Annotated in this window: 23 protein-coding genes; 11 read left to right on the top strand and 12 right to left on the bottom strand. The window is 56.4% G+C overall.

Features of this window, described 5'->3' with window-relative positions; translation table 11 throughout:
* Nucleotides 1-485: 485 nt before the first annotated feature.
* The 12 genes from trpC to FNU76_RS02505 all read right to left on the bottom strand — a co-directional run bounded on the left by trpC (nucleotide 486) and on the right by FNU76_RS02505 (nucleotide 9,270).
* Nucleotides 486-1,274 (bottom strand): indole-3-glycerol phosphate synthase TrpC, encoded by a 789-nt coding sequence (gene trpC / locus FNU76_RS02560; RefSeq protein WP_143856249.1) that lies wholly within the window; start codon nucleotides 1,272-1,274, stop codon nucleotides 486-488.
* Nucleotides 1,275-1,276: 2 nt separating this feature from the next.
* Nucleotides 1,277-2,305, bottom strand: a complete 1,029-nt coding sequence (trpD, locus tag FNU76_RS02555) for an anthranilate phosphoribosyltransferase (RefSeq protein ID WP_143856248.1) — start codon at nucleotides 2,303-2,305, stop codon at nucleotides 1,277-1,279.
* A gap of 65 nt (nucleotides 2,306-2,370) precedes the next feature.
* Nucleotides 2,371-3,675, bottom strand: coding sequence for an NAD(P)/FAD-dependent oxidoreductase (locus FNU76_RS02550; protein ID WP_143856247.1), 1,305 nt, complete (start codon nucleotides 3,673-3,675; stop codon nucleotides 2,371-2,373).
* A gap of 42 nt (nucleotides 3,676-3,717) precedes the next feature.
* Nucleotides 3,718-4,287 (bottom strand): aminodeoxychorismate/anthranilate synthase component II, encoded by a 570-nt coding sequence (locus FNU76_RS02545; protein WP_143856246.1) that lies wholly within the window; start codon nucleotides 4,285-4,287, stop codon nucleotides 3,718-3,720.
* A 118-nt stretch (nucleotides 4,288-4,405) separates the two neighbouring features.
* Entirely contained in the window at nucleotides 4,406-4,582 is a 177-nt protein-coding gene (locus tag FNU76_RS02540) for a helix-turn-helix transcriptional regulator (protein WP_143856245.1), read from the bottom strand.
* 440 nt (nucleotides 4,583-5,022) lie between these two features.
* On the bottom strand, nucleotides 5,023-5,259 hold the full coding sequence (locus FNU76_RS02535) for a hypothetical protein (RefSeq protein WP_143856244.1): 237 nt from the start codon (nucleotides 5,257-5,259) through the stop codon (nucleotides 5,023-5,025).
* A gap of 176 nt (nucleotides 5,260-5,435) precedes the next feature.
* Nucleotides 5,436-6,092, bottom strand: a complete 657-nt coding sequence (locus FNU76_RS02530) for a hypothetical protein (RefSeq protein WP_143856243.1) — start codon at nucleotides 6,090-6,092, stop codon at nucleotides 5,436-5,438.
* A 20-nt stretch (nucleotides 6,093-6,112) separates the two neighbouring features.
* The gene (locus tag FNU76_RS02525; RefSeq protein ID WP_143856242.1) at nucleotides 6,113-6,778 is read right to left on the bottom strand and encodes a DEAD/DEAH box helicase family protein; all 666 of its coding nucleotides are present in this window, start codon (nucleotides 6,776-6,778) and stop codon (nucleotides 6,113-6,115) included.
* A gap of 8 nt (nucleotides 6,779-6,786) precedes the next feature.
* The gene (locus FNU76_RS02520; RefSeq protein ID WP_143856241.1) at nucleotides 6,787-7,284 is read right to left on the bottom strand and encodes a siphovirus Gp157 family protein; all 498 of its coding nucleotides are present in this window, start codon (nucleotides 7,282-7,284) and stop codon (nucleotides 6,787-6,789) included.
* An 18-nt stretch (nucleotides 7,285-7,302) separates the two neighbouring features.
* On the bottom strand, nucleotides 7,303-7,452 hold the full coding sequence (locus FNU76_RS02515; protein ID WP_143856240.1) for a DUF1129 domain-containing protein: 150 nt from the start codon (nucleotides 7,450-7,452) through the stop codon (nucleotides 7,303-7,305).
* Nucleotides 7,449-7,688 carry a hypothetical protein gene (locus FNU76_RS02510; RefSeq protein WP_143856239.1) on the bottom strand — a complete coding sequence of 80 codons (240 nt, stop codon included), beginning with the start codon at nucleotides 7,686-7,688 and terminating at the stop codon, nucleotides 7,449-7,451. Before FNU76_RS02510 ends, FNU76_RS02515 begins: the two co-directional genes overlap by 4 nt.
* An 853-nt stretch (nucleotides 7,689-8,541) precedes the next feature.
* A complete protein-coding gene (locus FNU76_RS02505) occupies nucleotides 8,542-9,270 on the bottom strand; it encodes a S24 family peptidase (RefSeq protein WP_143856238.1) in 729 nt (242 codons plus the stop codon).
* An 82-nt stretch (nucleotides 9,271-9,352) separates the two neighbouring features.
* Between FNU76_RS02505 and FNU76_RS25150 the strand changes: the two genes are divergently transcribed.
* From FNU76_RS25150 to FNU76_RS02450, 11 genes are all read left to right on the top strand, one after another.
* Nucleotides 9,353-9,634 (top strand): transcriptional regulator, encoded by a 282-nt coding sequence (locus tag FNU76_RS25150; protein WP_143856237.1) that lies wholly within the window; start codon nucleotides 9,353-9,355, stop codon nucleotides 9,632-9,634.
* A 23-nt stretch (nucleotides 9,635-9,657) separates the two neighbouring features.
* Nucleotides 9,658-9,924: a hypothetical protein gene (locus tag FNU76_RS02495; RefSeq protein WP_143856236.1), complete on the top strand. Its 267-nt coding sequence runs from the start codon at nucleotides 9,658-9,660 to the stop codon at nucleotides 9,922-9,924.
* Nucleotides 9,921-10,751: a replication protein gene (locus tag FNU76_RS02490; protein WP_143856235.1), complete on the top strand. Its 831-nt coding sequence runs from the start codon at nucleotides 9,921-9,923 to the stop codon at nucleotides 10,749-10,751. Before FNU76_RS02495 ends, FNU76_RS02490 begins: the two co-directional genes overlap by 4 nt.
* 5 nt (nucleotides 10,752-10,756) lie before the next feature.
* The gene (dnaB, locus tag FNU76_RS02485; RefSeq protein WP_179958318.1) at nucleotides 10,757-12,142 is read left to right on the top strand and encodes a replicative DNA helicase; all 1,386 of its coding nucleotides are present in this window, start codon (nucleotides 10,757-10,759) and stop codon (nucleotides 12,140-12,142) included.
* Nucleotides 12,139-13,071, top strand: a complete 933-nt coding sequence (locus tag FNU76_RS02480) for a DnaB-like helicase C-terminal domain-containing protein (RefSeq protein ID WP_143856233.1) — start codon at nucleotides 12,139-12,141, stop codon at nucleotides 13,069-13,071. The genes dnaB and FNU76_RS02480 overlap by 4 nt, the downstream gene beginning before the upstream one ends.
* Complete coding sequence (locus tag FNU76_RS02475; protein ID WP_223879200.1) at nucleotides 13,068-13,499, top strand: recombination protein NinB; 432 nt, start codon at nucleotides 13,068-13,070, stop codon at nucleotides 13,497-13,499. Before FNU76_RS02480 ends, FNU76_RS02475 begins: the two co-directional genes overlap by 4 nt.
* Nucleotides 13,496-13,804 carry a nuclease domain-containing protein gene (locus FNU76_RS02470; protein WP_143856232.1) on the top strand — a complete coding sequence of 103 codons (309 nt, stop codon included), beginning with the start codon at nucleotides 13,496-13,498 and terminating at the stop codon, nucleotides 13,802-13,804. The genes FNU76_RS02475 and FNU76_RS02470 overlap by 4 nt, the downstream gene beginning before the upstream one ends.
* Nucleotides 13,805-14,038: 234 nt before the next feature.
* Nucleotides 14,039-14,479, top strand: a complete 441-nt coding sequence (locus tag FNU76_RS02465; protein ID WP_143856231.1) for a RusA family crossover junction endodeoxyribonuclease — start codon at nucleotides 14,039-14,041, stop codon at nucleotides 14,477-14,479.
* Nucleotides 14,476-14,694 (top strand): hypothetical protein, encoded by a 219-nt coding sequence (locus FNU76_RS02460; RefSeq protein WP_143856230.1) that lies wholly within the window; start codon nucleotides 14,476-14,478, stop codon nucleotides 14,692-14,694. Before FNU76_RS02465 ends, FNU76_RS02460 begins: the two co-directional genes overlap by 4 nt.
* Nucleotides 14,694-15,287 carry a hypothetical protein gene (locus FNU76_RS02455; RefSeq protein ID WP_143856229.1) on the top strand — a complete coding sequence of 198 codons (594 nt, stop codon included), beginning with the start codon at nucleotides 14,694-14,696 and terminating at the stop codon, nucleotides 15,285-15,287. The genes FNU76_RS02460 and FNU76_RS02455 overlap by 1 nt, the downstream gene beginning before the upstream one ends.
* Before the next feature lie 152 nt (nucleotides 15,288-15,439).
* On the top strand, nucleotides 15,440-19,450 hold the full coding sequence (locus FNU76_RS02450; protein ID WP_143856228.1) for a DUF4365 domain-containing protein: 4,011 nt from the start codon (nucleotides 15,440-15,442) through the stop codon (nucleotides 19,448-19,450).
* Nucleotides 19,451-19,587 lie beyond the last annotated feature (137 nt).

Here is a 19,587-nt window from a genome sequence, read left to right as displayed (position 1 = left end):
CACTGCGTTTTCCGCAACACTTTATTCAGTCAATAACAGAAAACTTGCCGGAACCGCGCCAAAACCGCTGATCGCGATGATCGTGAGCAACGGTTTTGGCGCATGTTCGTACGAGCGTCCTGCTATTGCTTTCCCAGCAACTGCGCTGTTTTAGCGCGGCCGCTTGCCTGTTCCCAGAACCTGCGCTGGTGTTAATTGTGGCATCGGCGAAAAGTTCAATACCCTGTTTCGATCTCTCATCCATCCATGGTTCGGCATAATGCCGAAAATGCTAATGGAATCAGCGTAGTTAATAATCCGATGAGAAATAAATATATTTATCTCCACGTCGGCTTATCCACTATTCGAAGCAAGAAAGTGCCGCTGCCACGTAGCCGGGCGATAGCCCGGCACGGCGCGATTTATACGGAAATCAAATGACAGGGTAGTGACAAGCCATGGCTTTGTTGCGAAGCACCATGGCAAAGGGCAGGGGGCCCTGGCGCCTAGTTGAACAAACCAGCCAGCGCCTTGCCTGGCGAGGGCTCGCGCATAAAGGTCTCTCCGACCAGGAATGCGTAGACCTCGTGTTCCAGCATCAGTTCCACGTCGGCCGCATTGACGATGCCCGATTCGGTGATGACGATGCGGTCGGCCGGGATGCGCTCCAGCAGATCCAGGGTGGTTTGCAGGTTGACCTCGAAGCTGCGCAGATTCCGGTTATTGATGCCGATCAGCGGCGTGGCCAGCCGCATGGCCTGTTCCAATTCGGCGGCATCGTGCGATTCCACCAGCACCGCCATGCCCAGCTCCCGGGCCTGGGCTTCCATTTCCAGCATCTGGCTGGTTTCCAGCGCCGCGACGATCAGCAGGATGCAGTCGGCGCCCATGGCACGGGCTTCGTAGATCTGGTAGGCATCGACCATGAAATCCTTGCGCAGCACCGGTATGGCGCAGGCGGCGCGGGCGGCGCGCAAATAGTCGGCATGGCCCTGGAAGTACGGCTGGTCGGTCAGCACCGATAGGCAGGCAGCGCCATGTTCGGCGTAATCGGCGGCAATGGCGGCCGGTTGGAAGTCGGCCCGGATCACGCCTTTGGAAGGGCTGGCCTTCTTGATCTCGGCAATCACGGCCGCTTGGCCCGCCAGGTACTTGTCGCGCAAGGCGCCGACAAAATCACGGGTGGCGCGATCCGCCTCGGCCTCGGCGCGCACGGCCGCCAAAGACTTGAGCTGCTTGGCGGCAGCGACTTCCTCGGCCTTGGTGGCAAGAATCTTTTGCAGGATATCGGACATGCTTAAACCTTGAAATGTTGGGTAAGGGCGACCAGCGCGGTCAATTTGGCCTGGGCGGCGCCACTGGCGATGGCGGCATCGGCCGCCTTGAACCCTTCGGCCAGGCTGGCGGCCAGGCCGGCGGTATAGATGGCCGCGCCAGCGTTCAGCACCACGATGTCGCGGCATGGCCCCGCCTGGTTGGCCAATACGGCCTCCAGCCTGGCTTTCGATTCGGCCGGGCCATCGGCGTGCAAGGCGGCCGGCGGACAGAACGCGAATCCATGGTCGCGCGGGTCGAACTCGTACTCGCTGATCTCGCCATCCTTCAACTCGGCGATACGGGTGCTGCTCATCAGGCTGATCTCGTCCAGTCCATCCAGGCCATGGACGATCATGGCATGGCGGCTGCCCAGCTCCTTGAGCACCCTGCACTGTATGCCGACCAGGTCGGGATGGAATACGCCCATCAGCTGGTTCTCGGCGCCGGCCGGATTGGTCAGCGGGCCAAGGATATTGAAAATGGTCCGCACGCCCAGTTCGCGGCGGATCGGCGCTACATTCTTCATCGCGCCATGGTGGTTGGGCGCGAACATAAAGCCGATGCCGACTTCGGCCACGCACTGCGCGACCTGCGCCGGCGACAGCGCGAGGTTGACGCCCAGCGCTTCCAGCACATCGGCCGAGCCGCTGCTGGACGAGACACCGCGGTTGCCGTGCTTGGCAACCTTGGCGCCCACAGCGGCCGCCACAAAGGCAGCTGTCGTCGAAATATTGAAAGTGTGGGCACCATCGCCGCCGGTGCCGCAAGTGTCGATCAAATGGCGCCGATCGGCGATTTCCACCTTGCTGGCCATTTCGCGCATCACGCTTGCCGCTGCTGCGATTTCCAACACCGTTTCGACCTTGACCCGCAGCCCGATCAGGATGGCGGCGGTCTGGGTGGCCGACATCTCGCCGGTCATGATCTGGCGCATGACCGACAGCATTTCGTCGTAGAACAATTCATTGCCGTCGATCAGACGGTTCAGCGCGGCTTGCGGGGTAATCATCGAAGGACCTGTGGGCGGAAGAAGCGGAAGGGAACGATTCTAGCCGTTTTTCCGAACAAGGCACCCTAGCTGCGATGACGGCGGGCATCCGCCCAATCGAGCAATTGTTGCGAAGCCATCCCCAGCGCAACAGCGGTGCGGTTGAAGCCCGGCAGATAGGTAGGCAGGCGACGGTGCTGGATGCGCGCGAACAGATCGAAGCGTTCAGGCCGGCCGCACATCGCCTCGGCGACCAGCTGGCCGGCCAAGCCGGTCAAGGCCAGGCCATGGCCGCAGAAGCCCTGCACGAAATAGACCTTGTCCGCCAGGCGGCCGAAGTGCGGCAGCTTGTTCAACGGGACATCGACATGGCCGCCCCAGGCATGATCGATGCGCGCCCCGGCCAGCTGCGGAAACACCGCCAGCATGCGCCGGCGGGTGCCCTCGGCGCGATTGGCGCGGGTGCCGCCGGCCCGGCCGCCAAACAGCAGCCTGTGGTCCGAGGTGGTCCGGAAGTAGTTCAGCACCCGGTTGCAATCGGCCAGGGCCGCGCCGCCTGGCAGCAAGGCGCGCGCCGCGTCGGCGCCGAGGGGCTCGGTGGCGACGATAAAACTTTCCACCGGCAGGAAATAGCGCGCCAATGACGGCACCAGTGCACCTGCGCCGGTATTGACCGCGAAGAGCAATTTTCGGCAACGCAGTCGGCCCCACGGAGCTTGCACCAGTAGCCGTTCGCCGTCCTGGCGCCAGGAACCCACACGGGACTGTTCATACAAGCGTGCGCCGGCTCGTTCGGCGGCTTGCGCCAGGCCTAGCGTGTAAGCCAGCGGATCGAGATGCACCTCGTGAGGATCGTACAGTGCGCCGATATAGGCATCGCTGGCTACGTGCTGCCGCAGCGCGGAACGATCCAGTTCGATCAGATCGGGATAGTGATAGCGTTCGGCGGCATGACGGCGCCAATGCCCCAATTCAGCCATCTGGCCGGCATGGACGGCGGCATAGAGATAGCCGTTTTGCGCCAGCTCGCAAGCTATGCCAAATCGCGCCACCCGGTCCTTCAGCAGGGCCAGCGCATCGCGCGACATGTCCCACATGACCTGCGCGCACGTTCGACCGACCGCCGCTTCCAGGGCCGGCATGGCTGCCGCGTAGCCCTGCAAGGCCTGGCCGCCATTGCGGCCGGACGCCCCGGCGCCGAACCATTCCGCTTCCAGCAAGACCACCGACACACCGCGCTCCGCCAGCTGGAGGGCGGTGGATAACCCGCTGAGCCCCCCGCCGACAATGCCTACCTCCGCCTCGATGTCGCCATCGGGGACGGGACGCGGGGGCCGGACTGGCTGGCGCGTGGCGTACCAGGAAGGATCGGTGCCTTGATCGCGATGCATGGATAGGAGGCTGACCGGATCGAAGGCCGACCCGGCAGGCACTCAGGCGTAGGTGGTAAGGAAGTTCTTCAGCATCTGGTGACCATGCTCGGTCAGGATGGCCTCAGGATGGAACTGCACCCCTTCGATGGGCAGCGACTTATGCCGCACGCCCATGATCTCGCCGTCGTCGGTCCAGGCGGTGATCTCCAGGCAATCCGGGCAGCTCTCCCGCTCTATTACCAGGGAATGGTAGCGGGTCGCGGTAAACGGCGAGGGCAGGTCGCGGAAGGTGCCGATATTGCTGTGGCTGACCGGCGAGGTCTTGCCGTGCATCAGCTGCTTGGCATGGATGATCTTGCCGCCAAACGCCTGGCCGATCGATTGGTGGCCCAGGCAGACGCCGAGGATGGGAATCTGTCCGGCGAAACGCGTGATGGCCTCAACCGAGATGCCCGCTTCGCTGGGCGAGCAGGGGCCGGGCGAAACCACCAGGTACTGTGGCTGCTTGGCGGCAATTTCATCCAGGGTGATCTCGTCGTTGCGATGGACTTCCACCGTTTGGCCCAGTTCACCGAAGTACTGGACCAGGTTGTAGGTGAAGGAGTCATAGTTGTCAATTATCAGCAGCATGTTGGCTGTAACCTTTTGAATTGTATGTTGTTCATTGGGTGGTGGCCTTGTTTTTGTGCGGTTTTATGTGCGGTATTTCGTGCTACGGATGCGGATAAATGCGGACAAGATCTGGAGCTCAGGCACCCAATTTAGCTACTTGGCCTATCCAGACATCTATCGACGATTCGAGCCAACGGGCAGAGTAACCGATCTTTATCGGAGCCGGAAAGCCATCGTTTTTGATCATGGCGTAAATTTTGGATTTGCCGAAGCTGACTTTGCTTTCAACGTCAGTGATGGTGAGCAAGCGCATATTAGATTCCTGAAGAGTGCAGCCTCAGAGGTGAGGGGCTGCGTGGGGAGGGTAGGATTTGTGAAGTGACAGGCTGTCGTCGTTGATCCAGCCCAAACTGGCCCGCAGGACGGGAAGCGCGACGTTCGTGCCGACTGAAAGGTTTCGTAGAGACTGGGGGGGGGCATAGCCTGCACTGTGTCCTGCCCATTGGTCCGTATTGGTGCACTTCCCTTTCCTGCGAAGGCTGTAACGGGCCGGTAGGCCGGGAAAGGCCTCCTCAATGACCGCTCCCTCCGCCGCCATGGTCTGCAGTTCTACGGAAACGGCCTTTATGTCGAGGCACAGGCAATGCGCCAAGTCGGTGGCTGTAACGCTGCTGCCAATCTGCAATGCGGCAACTAAAAGTGCCCTGGTATTCGTTCTGTTCAATGCTTTCTCCGTGTTCATTGGCTACGTCGTTAAACCGTCACCATTTGTCGGAGCGCATCGGCAGCCACGGCCGCAAGCGGCGCCATCTCCGCTTTGGCAATGCAACGAAGTGCGGCGATGGCGATAGCGGTATCGCGCTGAAGAGCTTTCAGGTGCATTTCAGCGATGTCCGCCCGGACTGCCAGATTGGCGTTGTGATATTCGAGTTCGATCAACGCGTCGTCGTCGGTGTGACCGCCGGACAGCGTGCTGGCGTCTAAATACATGGGGTAGCTTCCTGTATGGATATCCCGCCATCGGCGCGCTATCTCGTCCGGGCAGGAAAAAGCCCCCAGCTTTTTTGGCTGTGGGGGCTTGTGATTGGGACAATCGAATCGTCCGCGCCGGCCCTAATTCAGGCTACGCGGCGAATTACGGACGGATTTCGGTCTTTGATAGGGCGTCAGAATGGGATGTCATCTTCAAAATCATCGAAGCCACCGCCGCTAGCCGGACCGGCCTGGGGAGCGTTGTTCTTGCCTACCGATAGCTTCTTCAGTGCCTTGTCCTTGAGCGAGGCTTTCATCCGGTCAAGCATCTCGGCCTTGGGTGCCCGGCGCAGAATCTCGGAGGCCAGCATGCGGGTATCCGGGTTGAAGACGCTGTACAGATCTATCCGGTTGGCGACCTTAATTTCTTGCACTTGATCGAGGTATTCCTCGGGCGCTAGTTGCAGCAGCAGGCCGATGCGCTTGCCGGCCAGCTCGGGATAGGCTTCCACATCCTTCGGCATCTTGGCGCCGGCCTTGTGATCGTACAGCTCGATTGTCTGCCGCGTGGCCTGGATGCCACGTAGGGACAGGCACGTCATGATGGCGTGCAGTACATTATTGCCTGTGAGCATTTCGCCACTGGCCTTGGCCGTCCACAGCGTAATGCGCGCCTCTTGCTTATCGGTATCCTCGAAATGCAGTTCGATACCTTCGGTACCGGTGCGGCTGGATTTGACCGCAATGGCGTATTTGAAAGCGCCGATATACTCGCCCGTGGTTTGGATGCGGCTGGATTTCGCATCGGCCTTTTCGGCGGCCTTGGTGTCGAGATTATAAGAACGGGTCATGCAGATTCCTTGTTGGGGTATTAGACAGCGGGTGCTTGCGTAGTCGAAATGCCGTAGTAGTCGCATAGGCAGGCATCCACAGCAGCCAGGTCGTTGTCGATCAGTTGGTCGGGGAACATGTCGGGCGGCGCCTTGACCGTGTCGCTGCCGTTGTTGATCGTGCTGAATTGGAAGCGGCGATCCGTCACCACGGTGCGCAGCACGATGGTGAACAAGCCTTCCAGGGTGATTTTGTCGTCCAGCAGCTTGCCGATGGTCTTCATCTTCACGCGGCCGTAGTCGTCGTTTTGGGTATGGGCCAGGATGTAGACCCGGACGTCGTCGGGCAGGTTGTTGGCGACGGTGAGGATGTCCCAGGCGTGCCGGCCGATCTCGGTGTACTTGTCGAACCCCCTCTCGTTGGATCGCCGCATGAACTCGTTCGCCAGCACGTATTGGAAGTCATCCAGCACGATGATTTTGCGGCTGGTCTTCTGCATCAGGTTGATGATGCGAGCGCTGAAGTCGCTGACGAAGATATTGCCGGGTTGTTTCTTCTCTCTGTCCATGCGCGCCCAGCCCGTCGCTCGGAATGGCAAGGGCTTGCGCACGGCCTGGATCAACAGCGTTTGTGCGGGATCAAGATTGCGCAGGCTATAGGTCTTCCCCGTCCCGGATTCGCCCAGGACGATGGTGGCAATACTCATGGGTATCCTTATCGAATATCGAGGCGCTGACCGCGCGCCAGGTGGGCACGGGGCACGTCGCGGCCGGCTTTGATGGCTTCGGCGATCAGCTTCTTGTCGGGCTGGGCCGGCGGGGGATCGGGTTGGCGCATAAACTCGGCCGGGATCTGGCTTGCGGCATCAATCACCACGCTTTCCGGGTTGCTGCGAATCGCCACCTTGAAATAGGGGCTTTCGATGACCCTGATCTGGGTCGCCTGCATCGCGCCCTTGAGATAGTCGCGCAGGCTTTCGGCCCGGCTTTCCATGGCGCGGCGGCGTTCGGCCATTTGCTTCTCGGCACCTTTGATTGCCTCGGCATTGGCTTCGAGGTTGCGGATAAACATCGCCACATTGGTGGCTTTGATCTCCAGGGCGCCGGCTAGCCCTTCGAGGGTATCGGCCACCATTTCTGGCGGTAGGTCTAAGTCGGCCAATTTCTCTGCGGCCGTGCGGTATTCCTTGGCTAAGACATATAAAGCGGTCATGCATCTCCTTTTGGATAACTACGGTTCAAGCCAGCCGACCAGGGCGTATAGGCCGATCCAGCCGACGAGCCACAGGACAGCCCAGACGGCGATTTGCCAGGCGGGTGGCTCGGTGGCCTTGCGTGGTTTGTGGTGTTGCATCGGGTAGTAGGGATAAAGGTGGTTCATGCAGCCATGCGCCAGCAGTCGTCTTCATCTCGCTGGCCCAGCACGCGTTCGATTTCGAGTATCTGGTTGACCGTCAGCAGTGGATAAATATCGACGTCGCCGGCCATGGCCCGTGTGGCGAGGTATTCCTCGGCGCAGCCAGGATAGAAAGCACCACGTGCCTCGGGTGGGGTGTAGTCATAGCTGACGTTCAGTTCGACGCCGCAGTAAGTGATGGTTCGGGTAAAGGACAGCAAAGCGAGATTCCAAAAAAATTGCCGCGCACTGCATCAGCAGCGGGCGGCGAGAAAAGCGCCTGCATTACCAGGCACTCCAGGGTGAAGAGAGGGTTCGCCCTCAAGGCCGGGAACTGGCCAGCATTTACTGCCACACAAGGCTTCCGACCGGACGTGGCAGCCCAATTCCCGGGCTTGAAGGCACCCGACTTCCCGGGTGGTCAGCAGCATAAGCACATTCGCGGCGGCGTCGCGTTGCTCCCGCCTAACAGCGTCCCATGTGCCACGGCGGAGGGACTTCCATGAAACAAGCCAGCCGACAACTCCGCAGTAGTGCTATCGGCTCGCTTGTGCGCTTATCGTGTGAAGTGCGGCACTCGCAGCCTTACGGTGGCTGGACAACGCGTCCGGTGATCTCGCGCCACCGGCTGGCGCTTTCCACGTGCCTGCTGCTTCCTCTGCGCTAAGGGCGTGATGCCCATCTGCATACCGGTCCGCTCGGGCGCTTCCGGTCGTGCATCGCATCGGCTTGGGGCCGTGGCGTGGTTTCCTGTGAATTGTGTAAAGAGCGGGCGGCGCTGGGCCTAGGAGGACAGCCGGCGTGTCATGGCTTACTTCAATCCTCCCTTGCTGCCGTTTGGCAGGCTTGAAGCGAATGTTAAATATTAACTTCAAGTAAGGCAAGCATAACTTCACGAACTCTTGAAGAGAAAGTGCGTTTCGCCTGCGATAGGCAAAAAGAAACCCGCCAGGTGGGCGGGTTGGTGGGGGAGCAGCGGCGCTTAGTCGCAGCCGTGATCGGAAGAGGTAGGGGTAAGCGCGATGCCGTGGGCCGGAATGCAGGCTACTGGGGATCATCTCGCTCGTTTGCACGTCACATCCCAATCAAGTTGACGCTCATATCGACCGGCACCCCCAGGATGCGTAGCGCAGTCGCATGCTCCTTGGGGACGATGACATCCTGAAAGCGAACTTTGTCAGCATTGTCCGAGACGATGCGGATGCTGCCATCCGGTTCCCGGAATAGCCGCTTGATATAGAACTCACCGTGATAGTCGATGGCATGGAGCCGGCCATTGCGCATCTCGCTGATATCGGTATTGATGGTGAGCCGCGCACTATCCGGGATGGTCGGCTGCATGGAGTCGCCCTCGACCAGGATGGTCGCCAGCTTTTCCGGTTTTAGGTTGTTCCTATGGCACCAGCCGAGTCTGAATCGATTCGGTGTGCCTTCTTCATCTACTTCCCATTGCAAGCGACCTACACCGGCCGCCATTCTCAAGCTCAAGCGTTTTACCTCTACCTCGCCATGTTCAAGTGCCTCGCCTTCCTCCCAGACCTTGATGGGTCGAGGGCGAGTGGTGATGTTGCCGGCGCCAAGCGGATTGTCGGCTGCTGCTTGATGGATGCCGGTCTGTAACCACAGCCGCGAGACGCCGAGTGCTGCTGCGATGGCGTCTAGCCGTTTGCCGCGTGGTTCGGTCATACCGAGTTCCCATTGACGAACGCCTTGATAGCTGACGCCAAGGGCGTCAGCGAGCTGCTGAATCCCTAGCTTCTTTGCCTCTCGGGCATAGGTAATGCGATTTGCGATTGTGTCCATGTTCAAATTCTAAAGCAGAACTTCAAGAAAATGTTGAAGTAAATATTGCACTTTCCTTGAATATTTGCTTCAATACGTCTGCATGAACAACCACTTACTTGAAGTAATTGAATCGTCCGGTGGACGAACCAAGGTGGCCGCCAGGCTTGGCGTGACCTACCAGGGCCTCAACGATTGGCTTAATCGGGGTGTCGTCCCGCCTGAACGGGTGCTGCCACTGTGCCGCAGCTGTGATTGGCGAACGACACCCCACCAGATTCGGGCGGATGTGTATCCGCATCCCGATGATGGTTTGCCTCAGGCCTTTCGCAAACAGCTTGTCATACCAGGGGAGAGTGTCACTGCTAACTCGATGGATCACTAAGAAAAGGAAAAGCCCTGCGGGCGTTGTCGCGCCAGGTGCAGGGCTTTGTGTTCGGGCAAGGAACGAAGGAAATTATGAATCAACTTAAGCAATTGCACCAGCGCATCGCCGATTGGCTGCGCGAACGTCGCATCTCCCGCTTCAGGGTCTTAATGGCGGCCGCCTACACCGCTGGCGATATCGTGAATGCACGTCGCCTTCAAAGCCGCTTCCTGGGCGAAATCCGGGCGCGCTCGCCTGAACAGCGTCAGCGCATGGCTGCGTTTTGGGCGGAAAGGATCGCACGATGAGCAGCGTCGTTCGTCTGGTCGATTACCGCGCTTCCAAAGCCGCTGAACCGGTGCAGGAGACCCGCATGCAGCATGGCTTTGTCGCCATCCCCACTACGGTCGAGGATGCCCTGTTGCGCTCGTCCTTGAGCAAGCAGCAGGAGCGAGTCTTCCGCGCCATTCTGCGCAAGACCGTGGGCTACAACAAGGCCTCGGACTTCATCGCTACCACCCAGTTGGCAGACATGGTCGCGATGGACGAGGGTGACGTTCGTCGCGCCCTCATGACCCTGGAATCCATGGGTTTGATCGTGCGTGGACAACGTCGTGCCATTGGGACCGAAATCGCACCAAACCTTGATATATCGGGCTGGAATCTCGTTCGTGGGGAATCGCCACGTTCTATCCAGAAATCCCCACGTTCGTGTGAAATTCCCACGTCTATTCGTGGTGAATTCCCCCCCACAATAGACAACTCCAAAAGAAAAGAAGAACCCCCTGTAGTCCCCCCAGCGAAAAAGGCGCCACGGCAAAAGCGGACCGAGCAGACGATGCGTGCCTGGTTGGAGACGACCAAGGCTGCTGGCGAGACGCCGATTCCTGAAGGCGACTCGGTGTTCCAGTACGCCGAGCAGGCTGGCATCCCGAGAGACTTCCTGCGTCTCTGCTGGTGCGAATTCCGTGACCGTCACTCGGACGGCGTGAAGACCTACAAGGACTGGCGTGCTGCCTTCCGGCTGTGCGTTCGTGCTGACTGGTACCGGCTGTGGGCGGAGAACCAGCAGGGTGAGAAGTACCTGACCACTGCCGGCAAGCAAGCGGCTGCCGTGCATGGGGTGGGCGAATGAGCGACATGACCTTTCCCCCACTGCCGGTGCTGTTCAGCGAACACGCCGAGACCGCGCTGATCGCTGGCCTGCTGATCGACAGCTACGCCCTGGACAACCTTGCCGACCAGCTGCTGCCGCGCCACTTCTTCCTGACGGAATGCGCCTTGGTCTACTCGGTCATGCTGGGCCTGTTCCATGCGAATCGCCCCATCGATGCGGTGACCGTCGCGGAGGTGCTCGAACAGCGTGGCCAACTAAACGACTTGGGCGGCCTGGCTTGGTTCTCCTCGCTGGTGAACAACTCGATTGGCTCGGCCAATGTGAAGCGCTACGCCGAGATCATCGTCGAGAAGGCGATGATGCGTGGTGGCATCTCGGCCGCTTCCTCGCTGGTTGAACGGCTGGAAGCGGGCGACTGGGAGCATTCGCCGACCGAAGTGCTGCAAAGCGTGGCGGCACAGATCGAATCGCTGGCGGACACCGATGCCTGCGATGCCGACACCGTGACCGCCTCCCAGGCAGCGCACAGCGCCGTGCTGGAAATCCAGGCAACGCTGGAGGCTGGCGACACACCACGAGGCGTACAAACCGACATTGCCGAGCTGGATGCCGCACTGGGTGGCGGTTTCCGCGACGGTGACTTGGTGATCGTGGCCGGCCGGCCCGGTATGGGCAAGACCGTGCTGGCGATGAACATCGCCGAGCGGCTGGCCGAACGTGCGCCCGTGGTGGTCTTCAGCATGGAGATGGGCCGCGAACAACTGGGCATGCGCCAGATCGCCAGCTTGGGCAGTGTGGACCTGGGTGGCCTAATGCGGGCCGAGCTGTCTGAAGATGATCAGCACTGCATGGTGGCCGCGCTGGGCAAGATCGACGCGCTGAAGCTGGAAATCGATTTCCGGCCAGCGCTGACAGTTGCACAGGTGCGCGCCAAGTGCCGCAAGTTGCGTCGCAAGAACGGTGGCCTAGGGCTGATCGTGGTGGATTACCTGCAATTGATGCAGCACCCCAACGCGGAAAACCGCGTGAACGAGATCACCAAGATTAGCGGTGGCCTCAAGGCGCTGGCCAAGGAGATGCGCTGCCCGGTGATTGCCCTGTCGCAGCTGTCGCGCAAGGTGGAAGAGCGCATGGACAAGCATCCGCAGATGGCCGATCTGCGCGAGTCCGGCTCTATCGAACAGGACGCCGACACGATCTTGTTCGCCTACCGCGATGAGTACTACCAGCCGGATTCGCCCTACAAGGGCGTGGCCGAGATCGGTATCGCCAAGCAGCGTATGGGCGAGTCGGGCAAGTGGGTGCGTGCTGCATTCCAAGGCCAATACAGCCGCTTCCGCAATCTGTCGCAGGACTGGACGGCGCCCGTGACGGCCAAGCCCACAACGCGCAAAGGGGGCTTCGCATGAGCGACACGACCGAAGCATCGAAACAGCCCTACCAACAAGCCGGCACGACCGATGCCGACAAGCAATTTAACCAAGGAATTGAGAAGCACATGACCCGAAATAGCGAACTGCACACCCTGACAACGGGACTGACGGACTTGGACGAACTGCTGGGCGGTGGCCTGCAGCCGGGCCAGCTGGTTTTGGTCGATGGTCCGCCTTGCATCGGCAAGACGGGGCTGGGCGTGGGTATCGCACTAGCCAATGCCAAGGAGGGCGTGGCGACGGCCTATCACAGCCTGGAAATGTCGGCAGCTCAACTGGGTACGCGCCTCGTGGCATCCGTAAGCGGCGTGGACCTTTCTCGGATCAAAAGCGCACGATTATCCGACGACGAAGTCAGCCGATTCCAAGCCGCAGCCGTGCAACTGTCGCCCATGCCGATGTGGTTCGTAGATCCCACGCGCCGCACAGTTGCCCAACTCACCAGAGATGCCTGCAAGCTCAAGCGCGAGCGAGGACTGTCGCTACTGGTCGTCGATCATCTCCATCTGATTGCGGAGGAAGGCGCCAGTCTGGCGTTGTCCTTGGAGATGGCCATCTCCCGATTGAAGCGGCTGGCTGTGGAGCTGGATATCTGCATCGTACTGATGGGGCATTTGCACAAGCGGCCTGCACAGCTACACGCCTTCTTCCACCCCCACTTGAACGACCTGCGTTACCAGTCCGCCATTGAGCACTATCCGGATGTGGTTCTGTTACTCCACCGTCCGGGGTACTACGACCCGACTGTTGATCAAACGTGGGCGAACATTGTGGTGGCGAAGCATCGGACGGAAAAAACAGGCGTTGTATCGGTAGCTTGGCAGTCGGCGTGCGCCCGATTCGTGGATGCGCCACCTCCTCGCTTCACATCCCCCCACCAATGCTACGCGGAGGCCGCATATTGAGCGAACGCATGGAATATCGCGTGCCGGCCGAACCTGCGCTGCGCCCGATCATGCTGCGGGTGTGGCAGCAGGTGAAGGGGCTGGTCGAAGCCGGCGTAGTTGCACGCTTGCGGGTGGAAGCCGGCGACGCCCGTAGCAGCGAGCAGAACGAAAAGATGTGGGCCATGTTGGCCGATATCGCTCGGCAGGTGGAGTGGTACGGCCAGTGGCTGACTGCCGAGGAGTGGAAGCACGTCTTTTCGTCAGCCCTGGAGAAGCAGCGAGTGGTACCTGCCCTGGAAGGCGGCGGCTTTGTCGTCCTGGGCGTATCCACGCGTCGCCAATCGAAGCGCTGGTTCAGCGATATGTTCGAGCTGATGTACGCCTTTGGTGCCGAGCGGAATGTGCGCTGGTCTGCGCCGGCCTGGATGGAGGATGCCGGCCGATGAGCATCCACAGCAAGAAATTGCGCGGCAGTGCCCAGGGCGAAGACTGCACCTTCCAGATCGCAGGCATATGCCAGGGACGGACTGACACCGTGGTGTTGTGCCATCTGCCGGATGAAAGCCATGGGATGGGCTTGAAGGCGGATGACATTAGCGCCGCATTCGGGTGCTGGGAATGCCATGACGTAGTGGACGGCCGGGTACGGCATGCCTTCGCGCCGGGCGAAAAGGACTGGTATCTGCGCCGCGCCCAAAGCCGGACCCTACGGCGGTGGGTGGCGCTTGGCCTGGTCAAGGTGGCCGGATGAGCCCGGATTGCCGACGCTGCGCCGAGCTATCGGTCTTCGCCAACTGCGGCGCCATTCTGCGTGGCCGTGTGCGCAAGGCCGACGGTACGGCGTACATGCCCGGTTCGCTCAGCGGCCCGCCAAACCCTACCGCGTGGGCAGCCCGATGCGGCGCCTTCGTAGAAACCGGCTATGCGGTCAGCCTCCCAAAAATGGGACCGCAATGGGCTTAACCTCTCAACAACTGAAAGCAATATGGATCTAAAGACACTCAGTTTTACCGTTCCCGGCGAGCCGCAAGGCAAGGGACGCGGCCGCATCGTGCGCTGGGGCAAAAAGGCCGGCATCAAGACCCCGGACAAGACTGTCGCCTATGAAGGCCTGGTCGCCCACAGTGCCGCCAAGGCGATGGCCGGTGCCGTGCCCTTCGTTGGCCCGGTCGCCGTATCGATGCATATCACTGTCTCGGTGCCGCATTCCTGGCCCAAGCATCGCCGCGAGCATGCCCTTGCAGGCCGTGTCCTGCCGACCAAGAAGCCCGATATCGACAACATAGAGAAGGCGATCTTCGACGGATTGAATGGCGTGGCCTGGCGTGACGACGTGCAGGTGGTCGTGGTCAGCAAATACAAGTGCTACGGCGAGGCGCCAGGCGTAGCCGTAGAGATTCGCGCCATTGAGGAGGCCGCCGCATGAGGGTTCCACACGCACCCATTCGCAGCAGCCTGACTAATCATGCCGCGAGCGGACCGGCAGCCGACGCCGAATTGAAGCAGATGCGTGCCGCCGCCTGGCACCAGCAAGGCGTGGTCGTGGTGCGGCTGGCCGACGTGCCCGATGACTGGGACCGCCTGCATCTGGCGAACATCGCCACCCAACTCTATGGACAACGTAACAAGGAGGCCCGCTGATGGCAATTTTTAAGAGCGTGCCGCAAGCACTCCATTTCGCCTACACCATCCAGGCTTATGAGATCGGCGCCGAAAGCGCCATGACCAAGGCACTGCGCCGCATCATGATGGAACTGGGTATCTGGGAGGAACCCGATGCGACGAATACCTCGGTAGACTTCAGCGGCCTGGACCGCATTGAAGTCCGCGCCCAATGCGCCATGATTCGCCAGATGGTTGACGATCATCTGCCGTGGGCAGAGCGCTGCGCCATCGTGGCCCGCTATGAGCCCGCCGAACGCGTCGAAGAAAACGGCAAGCGCCGCTTCCTCTTCTCGCCGGTTCGCTACGAGGCCATCCGGGCGCTGTCGGAATATCTGGCACCGTCGTTCGGTCGTTACAGTCGCGACACCATTGACCTGATCGTCGCGCGCGTGTCGGATCGTCGGGTGGTGGAAGGTAGCTACCGCGAAGTGGCCGCCAAGTTGGGCATGGCGCATACAACCTTCGCCGACGTGTACAAGCGGGTACGGGGAAGAGTAGTGGAATTAGAGAACCAAGCAACTGATAGGTTGCTTGAGCGACTAATGCCAGAGATTGTAGCGGAAATTTAAGCGAGACTGCTTAAAATACCATCTAAGCACGGTATGGATAGATAGCGATTTATCTTTACCGTGGAGGAGTGTAATCTTGCCTAACAAAATCGAAGATCAATACTAGTTGCAAGTTGGTAGAGCTTACAAAACAACGTGATTCGGTTGATAATATGACAAAGAAGAAGAAGACTAATTTCCCTACTGCGGATCACAATCACGAAATCAGCAAGGCCGCAAAGTTCCTGTTAAGCGCAAAGTGCCCAAAGGCATGGGAGCTGAAAGAACGGGATGGTGAAGGAGATTTTGGTCTTGACTTCGAAATTCAAGTTGCAAAAGACGGTCAGATTTATCAAACTTTCCGCGTGCAATTGAAAGGCACAGAATCACCATGTTTTGTTGAAAGAAAAACCAAGATAAGTATTAATATTGAAAGAACGACCCTGAATTATTATGCTCAAATTGTTGAGCCTGTTATGCTCGTTGTCGCCATTGTTTGCTTTGATGAGAATGGGAAAGCAGATTTGTCAAAAAGTGAAGTTTATTGGCAGTGGATTCAGGAAGAATTAAAAAGGACTAGAGGGGCATCGCTTGCAATAGATAAGTCGAAGCATAAGACGAAGGCCATACATGTTCCTTTAATTAATAAAATAACTCCTTTTCTCGATATTTCTCCTTACCTTCAGCGCAAGATTGATCACGTAAGGTCTGCGGATGACTTGGATGCATTAATTCGCAGCGCAAGCGGAGAGAATTTTTCTCCCGCTGATAATACACTTGCACATTTCGTAAATTTTTTAAAAAATGACCCTGAGAAAGCACGGCTGATCTTTTCGTTTGATTATGGGTCTGAGTTAACTCCGGGCGGAGCTGCACCAAAGGACAAGCTTGCGGAAGCTCACTTTAATATCAAAGTCGGCAAGACTGCTTTGGCAGAAGAGTTTCTGACGAAAATGAAAATAGGTGATTATAAAAATTCACCCATACTCCATGCTTCTGTTGCGAGCCTAGAAGGCAAGGTTGCTCTTCAGCGCTTAAGGAAAGAAGATGCGCTTAGATTTTTCGAAAAAGCATACCAAATTTCTCCCGAAGAAAAATACCTTCTTGCATTGGAAGAACTACGCCTATTAGACGCGATCGACAAAGATGATAACGAAATTATCTTGAGCATTGAGAAAAATTTAGCAAATGTAAATTCTAACGAAGGTCTTGGACTGCTAGTTCGTGTGCAGTGTTTTTTAGAGAATTTTGAAGATGCTGCCAAGACCATGCTGCGTATTGATAAGTCTTTAAGGAATTTCCCAGAAGTAGTAATTCTAAGCTGCCAAAGAAAATGGAAGGACGTGCAGAGCCGGGTAGATAAGGCGCTGCTGGAGCCAAGCGTGTCTGGACGTGACGCGGTTGGGCTTAATTTGTTAGCGGCTACAGCTTGCTGGCAAATTGGATTGGAATCTACAACAATTCCATTAGCTACAAAAGGAATGGAAATCCCTTTGCAAGGTGTGCCTGACCTGAATGTAGAATTTGCTAAGAAATCTTTAAGCTATTCCATTGCATGCCTAAAGGGACTAAAGGAACTGGGATGGTTGCTGAATGTTGAGATCATAGTCCCCGTCGCTGTTCTCAGCGCGGCCTCCGTCGGCCAACAAGCACAAATCATTCCGTTGCTGGAGGAGGCAGCTATCGAGAGGCCTACCTATCCTGTTTTGCAAGAAAATTTAGAGTTGTTATATATTAGCGCAGGAGATTTTAAGTCGGCACTCAAAGTTAATACCAGGCAACGCCAAAATGACGAAGTGCTTGTTCGAAGAGTGTGTTTGCAATTTCAGCTAATGAACTATGTGGAGTGCGTTATTTCCGCAATGGAAGTTGTTTCAAAAGCGCTGCCCACTTACAAGCAAACGCCTTTAGCACTCGCGTTAGCGTATGGTGCTGCATTAAAAGTAGCTCGTATAAGTGATGCGGATAGGATTTTAAAATATCTGCGGGAGAATAAAGATTGGTGTGAGTTTATATATTTCTCTGAGTTCGTGAAAAAAAGTTTAGAGAGTGATGAGCAGGATGCCGGTCTCGTGCCACTGCGTAATGGGCTAGTTGAGTTTCCACAATCGCAATTGCTTGCGTCTAACTTATTTTATAATCTAAGGGTCTATAATTTGCAGCATGCCTTTGAGGCGGTATCTATTGCGCAGAGTTTGCGAAAAAACTTTGCATTAAATCAATGGGATTGTCAGCACCTAATCGAGGCATATATTCGACTTGAGCGCTGGGAAGATGCGGAGCAAGAAGGCCGACGCGCCATTGCAAAGTTTGGCGAAACAGGAACACTTCTATCGATGTTGGCAGTTGTATTAGAAATGCAAGGAAAGACTGGGGAGGCAGTAGACCTATTGAAAAAAGCAATCTACTTGGGTCAACAAGGAATCACCACGCTACGTAATTATCTCGGGATATGTTTGCGTTTAGGGCATATGGATGCATCGCAAGGAACAATAGAGAAATTGCTTGCGATAGTGAAAGATAGAGCGGAGCGTGTAGATTTTTTACGGATGAAAGTTTTAATTCTTGCACACCAAGGATTATATGAGAGGGCATTTACAGTTGTTCAGGAAATTGGGCGCCTTGTAAAGCAAGATAATGAAGCAGAAGAAGGTTTGTACATAAATTTGCATATGAACATCGCACTAAGTGTTGATGGGTTGCCGAGCGAAGAAGCTCGAGATATTTCGGAAAGGATACAGAATTTTTGTGAGAAATGGCCAAATTCAAATATATTGAGAGTGATGAGAGTAACGGGAGGAGAGGTTTGCACTGTAGATACACCATCTACTGGGGAGGGTATGGTGCGAACCAACTACTTTCAGCAGCGATTAAAACAATATAAAGAGAGAGAGGCGCACGCAAAAAGTGGTGATTTTTTAATTCCATTCATCACAAGGCCAAATTATGTTTTCTCTTACATTCACGACTGTTTTACCCTTTGGGCGGCGGCCAAGCGTTCGAAACCGGAAGAAAAGCAGTATCATCTGATATCGGCATCATTGGAAAGCAAAAAGGTTAGCGAGCGTGATTTATGTGAAATCCCGCTTCTAGATCTAACTGCACTTTTAGTGCTGGTTGATTTGGGGCTATTTCATCTTCTATTTTTGATGTTTCCACGAATTGCAATTCCTAAATGCATAATTAACTACATTAGTCGAAATGCATGTAGCCCTTTTCTTAATAAGGAGATCAATATCGCTGCCAACGCAATATTGGTGGAGATTAATGCCAACTTGCTGCGAATAGATCAACCCGGAGGAAGTAAAAAATCTGCAGAGTCGATCACGGGAGATATATTTTCAGATTATTTGGATCTGGCTGCATCCGGCCGGTGGATTGTATATACGGATGACGGTGTTGCAAGGGACTGGATAAATTCCGAGTGTCCTGGATTGATATCTTTAAATACTGTTGAATTTCTACTGCTCGCAGATTGTCAGGATCGGCTAACGCCAATGGAAGTAGCCTCGCACTTGGGTAAATTAATATCGTGGAATGTAGAGATTACAGTCGCTCCAAGATATCTTATCGCCTCACTCAGTGGAGCTGTGGAAGAAAAGAGGGCGGAAAATGCAGCGAAAAGACTGGATAAATTTCATAACCATTTACCATTTACGATCTTGGCGAGAGCCATATGGAACATGGGGAAGTCCCCGCTGAATTTAACTATTCAAATGGGCACAGTTCTAGCTGAAATATTGAATGATGAAAAGTCAGAGGAAGAAAGTATCGCTGCGGTCTGGGCTTTCTGGTTTTTAAGGGTTAAATTTCATAAAGATATACAAACGCGTGCCAGATATTATTTAACAGCTTCTCTTTTACTCGCGATTTTGAATATTCCGGTGCATTTGGTATCGCGTGCAATTAGAATTTTCTTCATGGTTATTGAGATCGACGTAGGGGCTGAAAATATGACGCATCAAGAGCAAAGAGATGCCTTAAAAATGGTAGGGGCTGAGATTGGGAAACTAGCCACCACTCAATCTTTTGATGGAGAGATTTGTAGATATAAAATCGCAAGCGCATTTACACAAGGTACAGAGTATGGCGAAATATTTAGCGATGCGTACTTGGCGGCTTTTAAGGAGTCCTGCGAAAGGATGGAGCATGCTGGTTCAAGGCATGAATTAGAAAGACGTTAACTAGCATATCATCAAGACACGCAAAATTTACTATCTTAGTTCGTACACATCAGGTATAGTATTGCTACTTTCCGAAGGAAATCACGCCTAAGCCCGCTCGGTTAACGCTGCGCGGGTTTTTTCGTTTCCGTCTTCGG

Source organism: Chitinimonas arctica, assembly GCF_007431345.1.
GTDB lineage: Bacteria > Pseudomonadota > Gammaproteobacteria > Burkholderiales > Chitinimonadaceae > Chitinimonas > Chitinimonas arctica.
The sequence above is the reverse complement of the archived record's forward strand: the minus strand, read 5'-3'. Positions and strand labels throughout refer to the sequence as shown.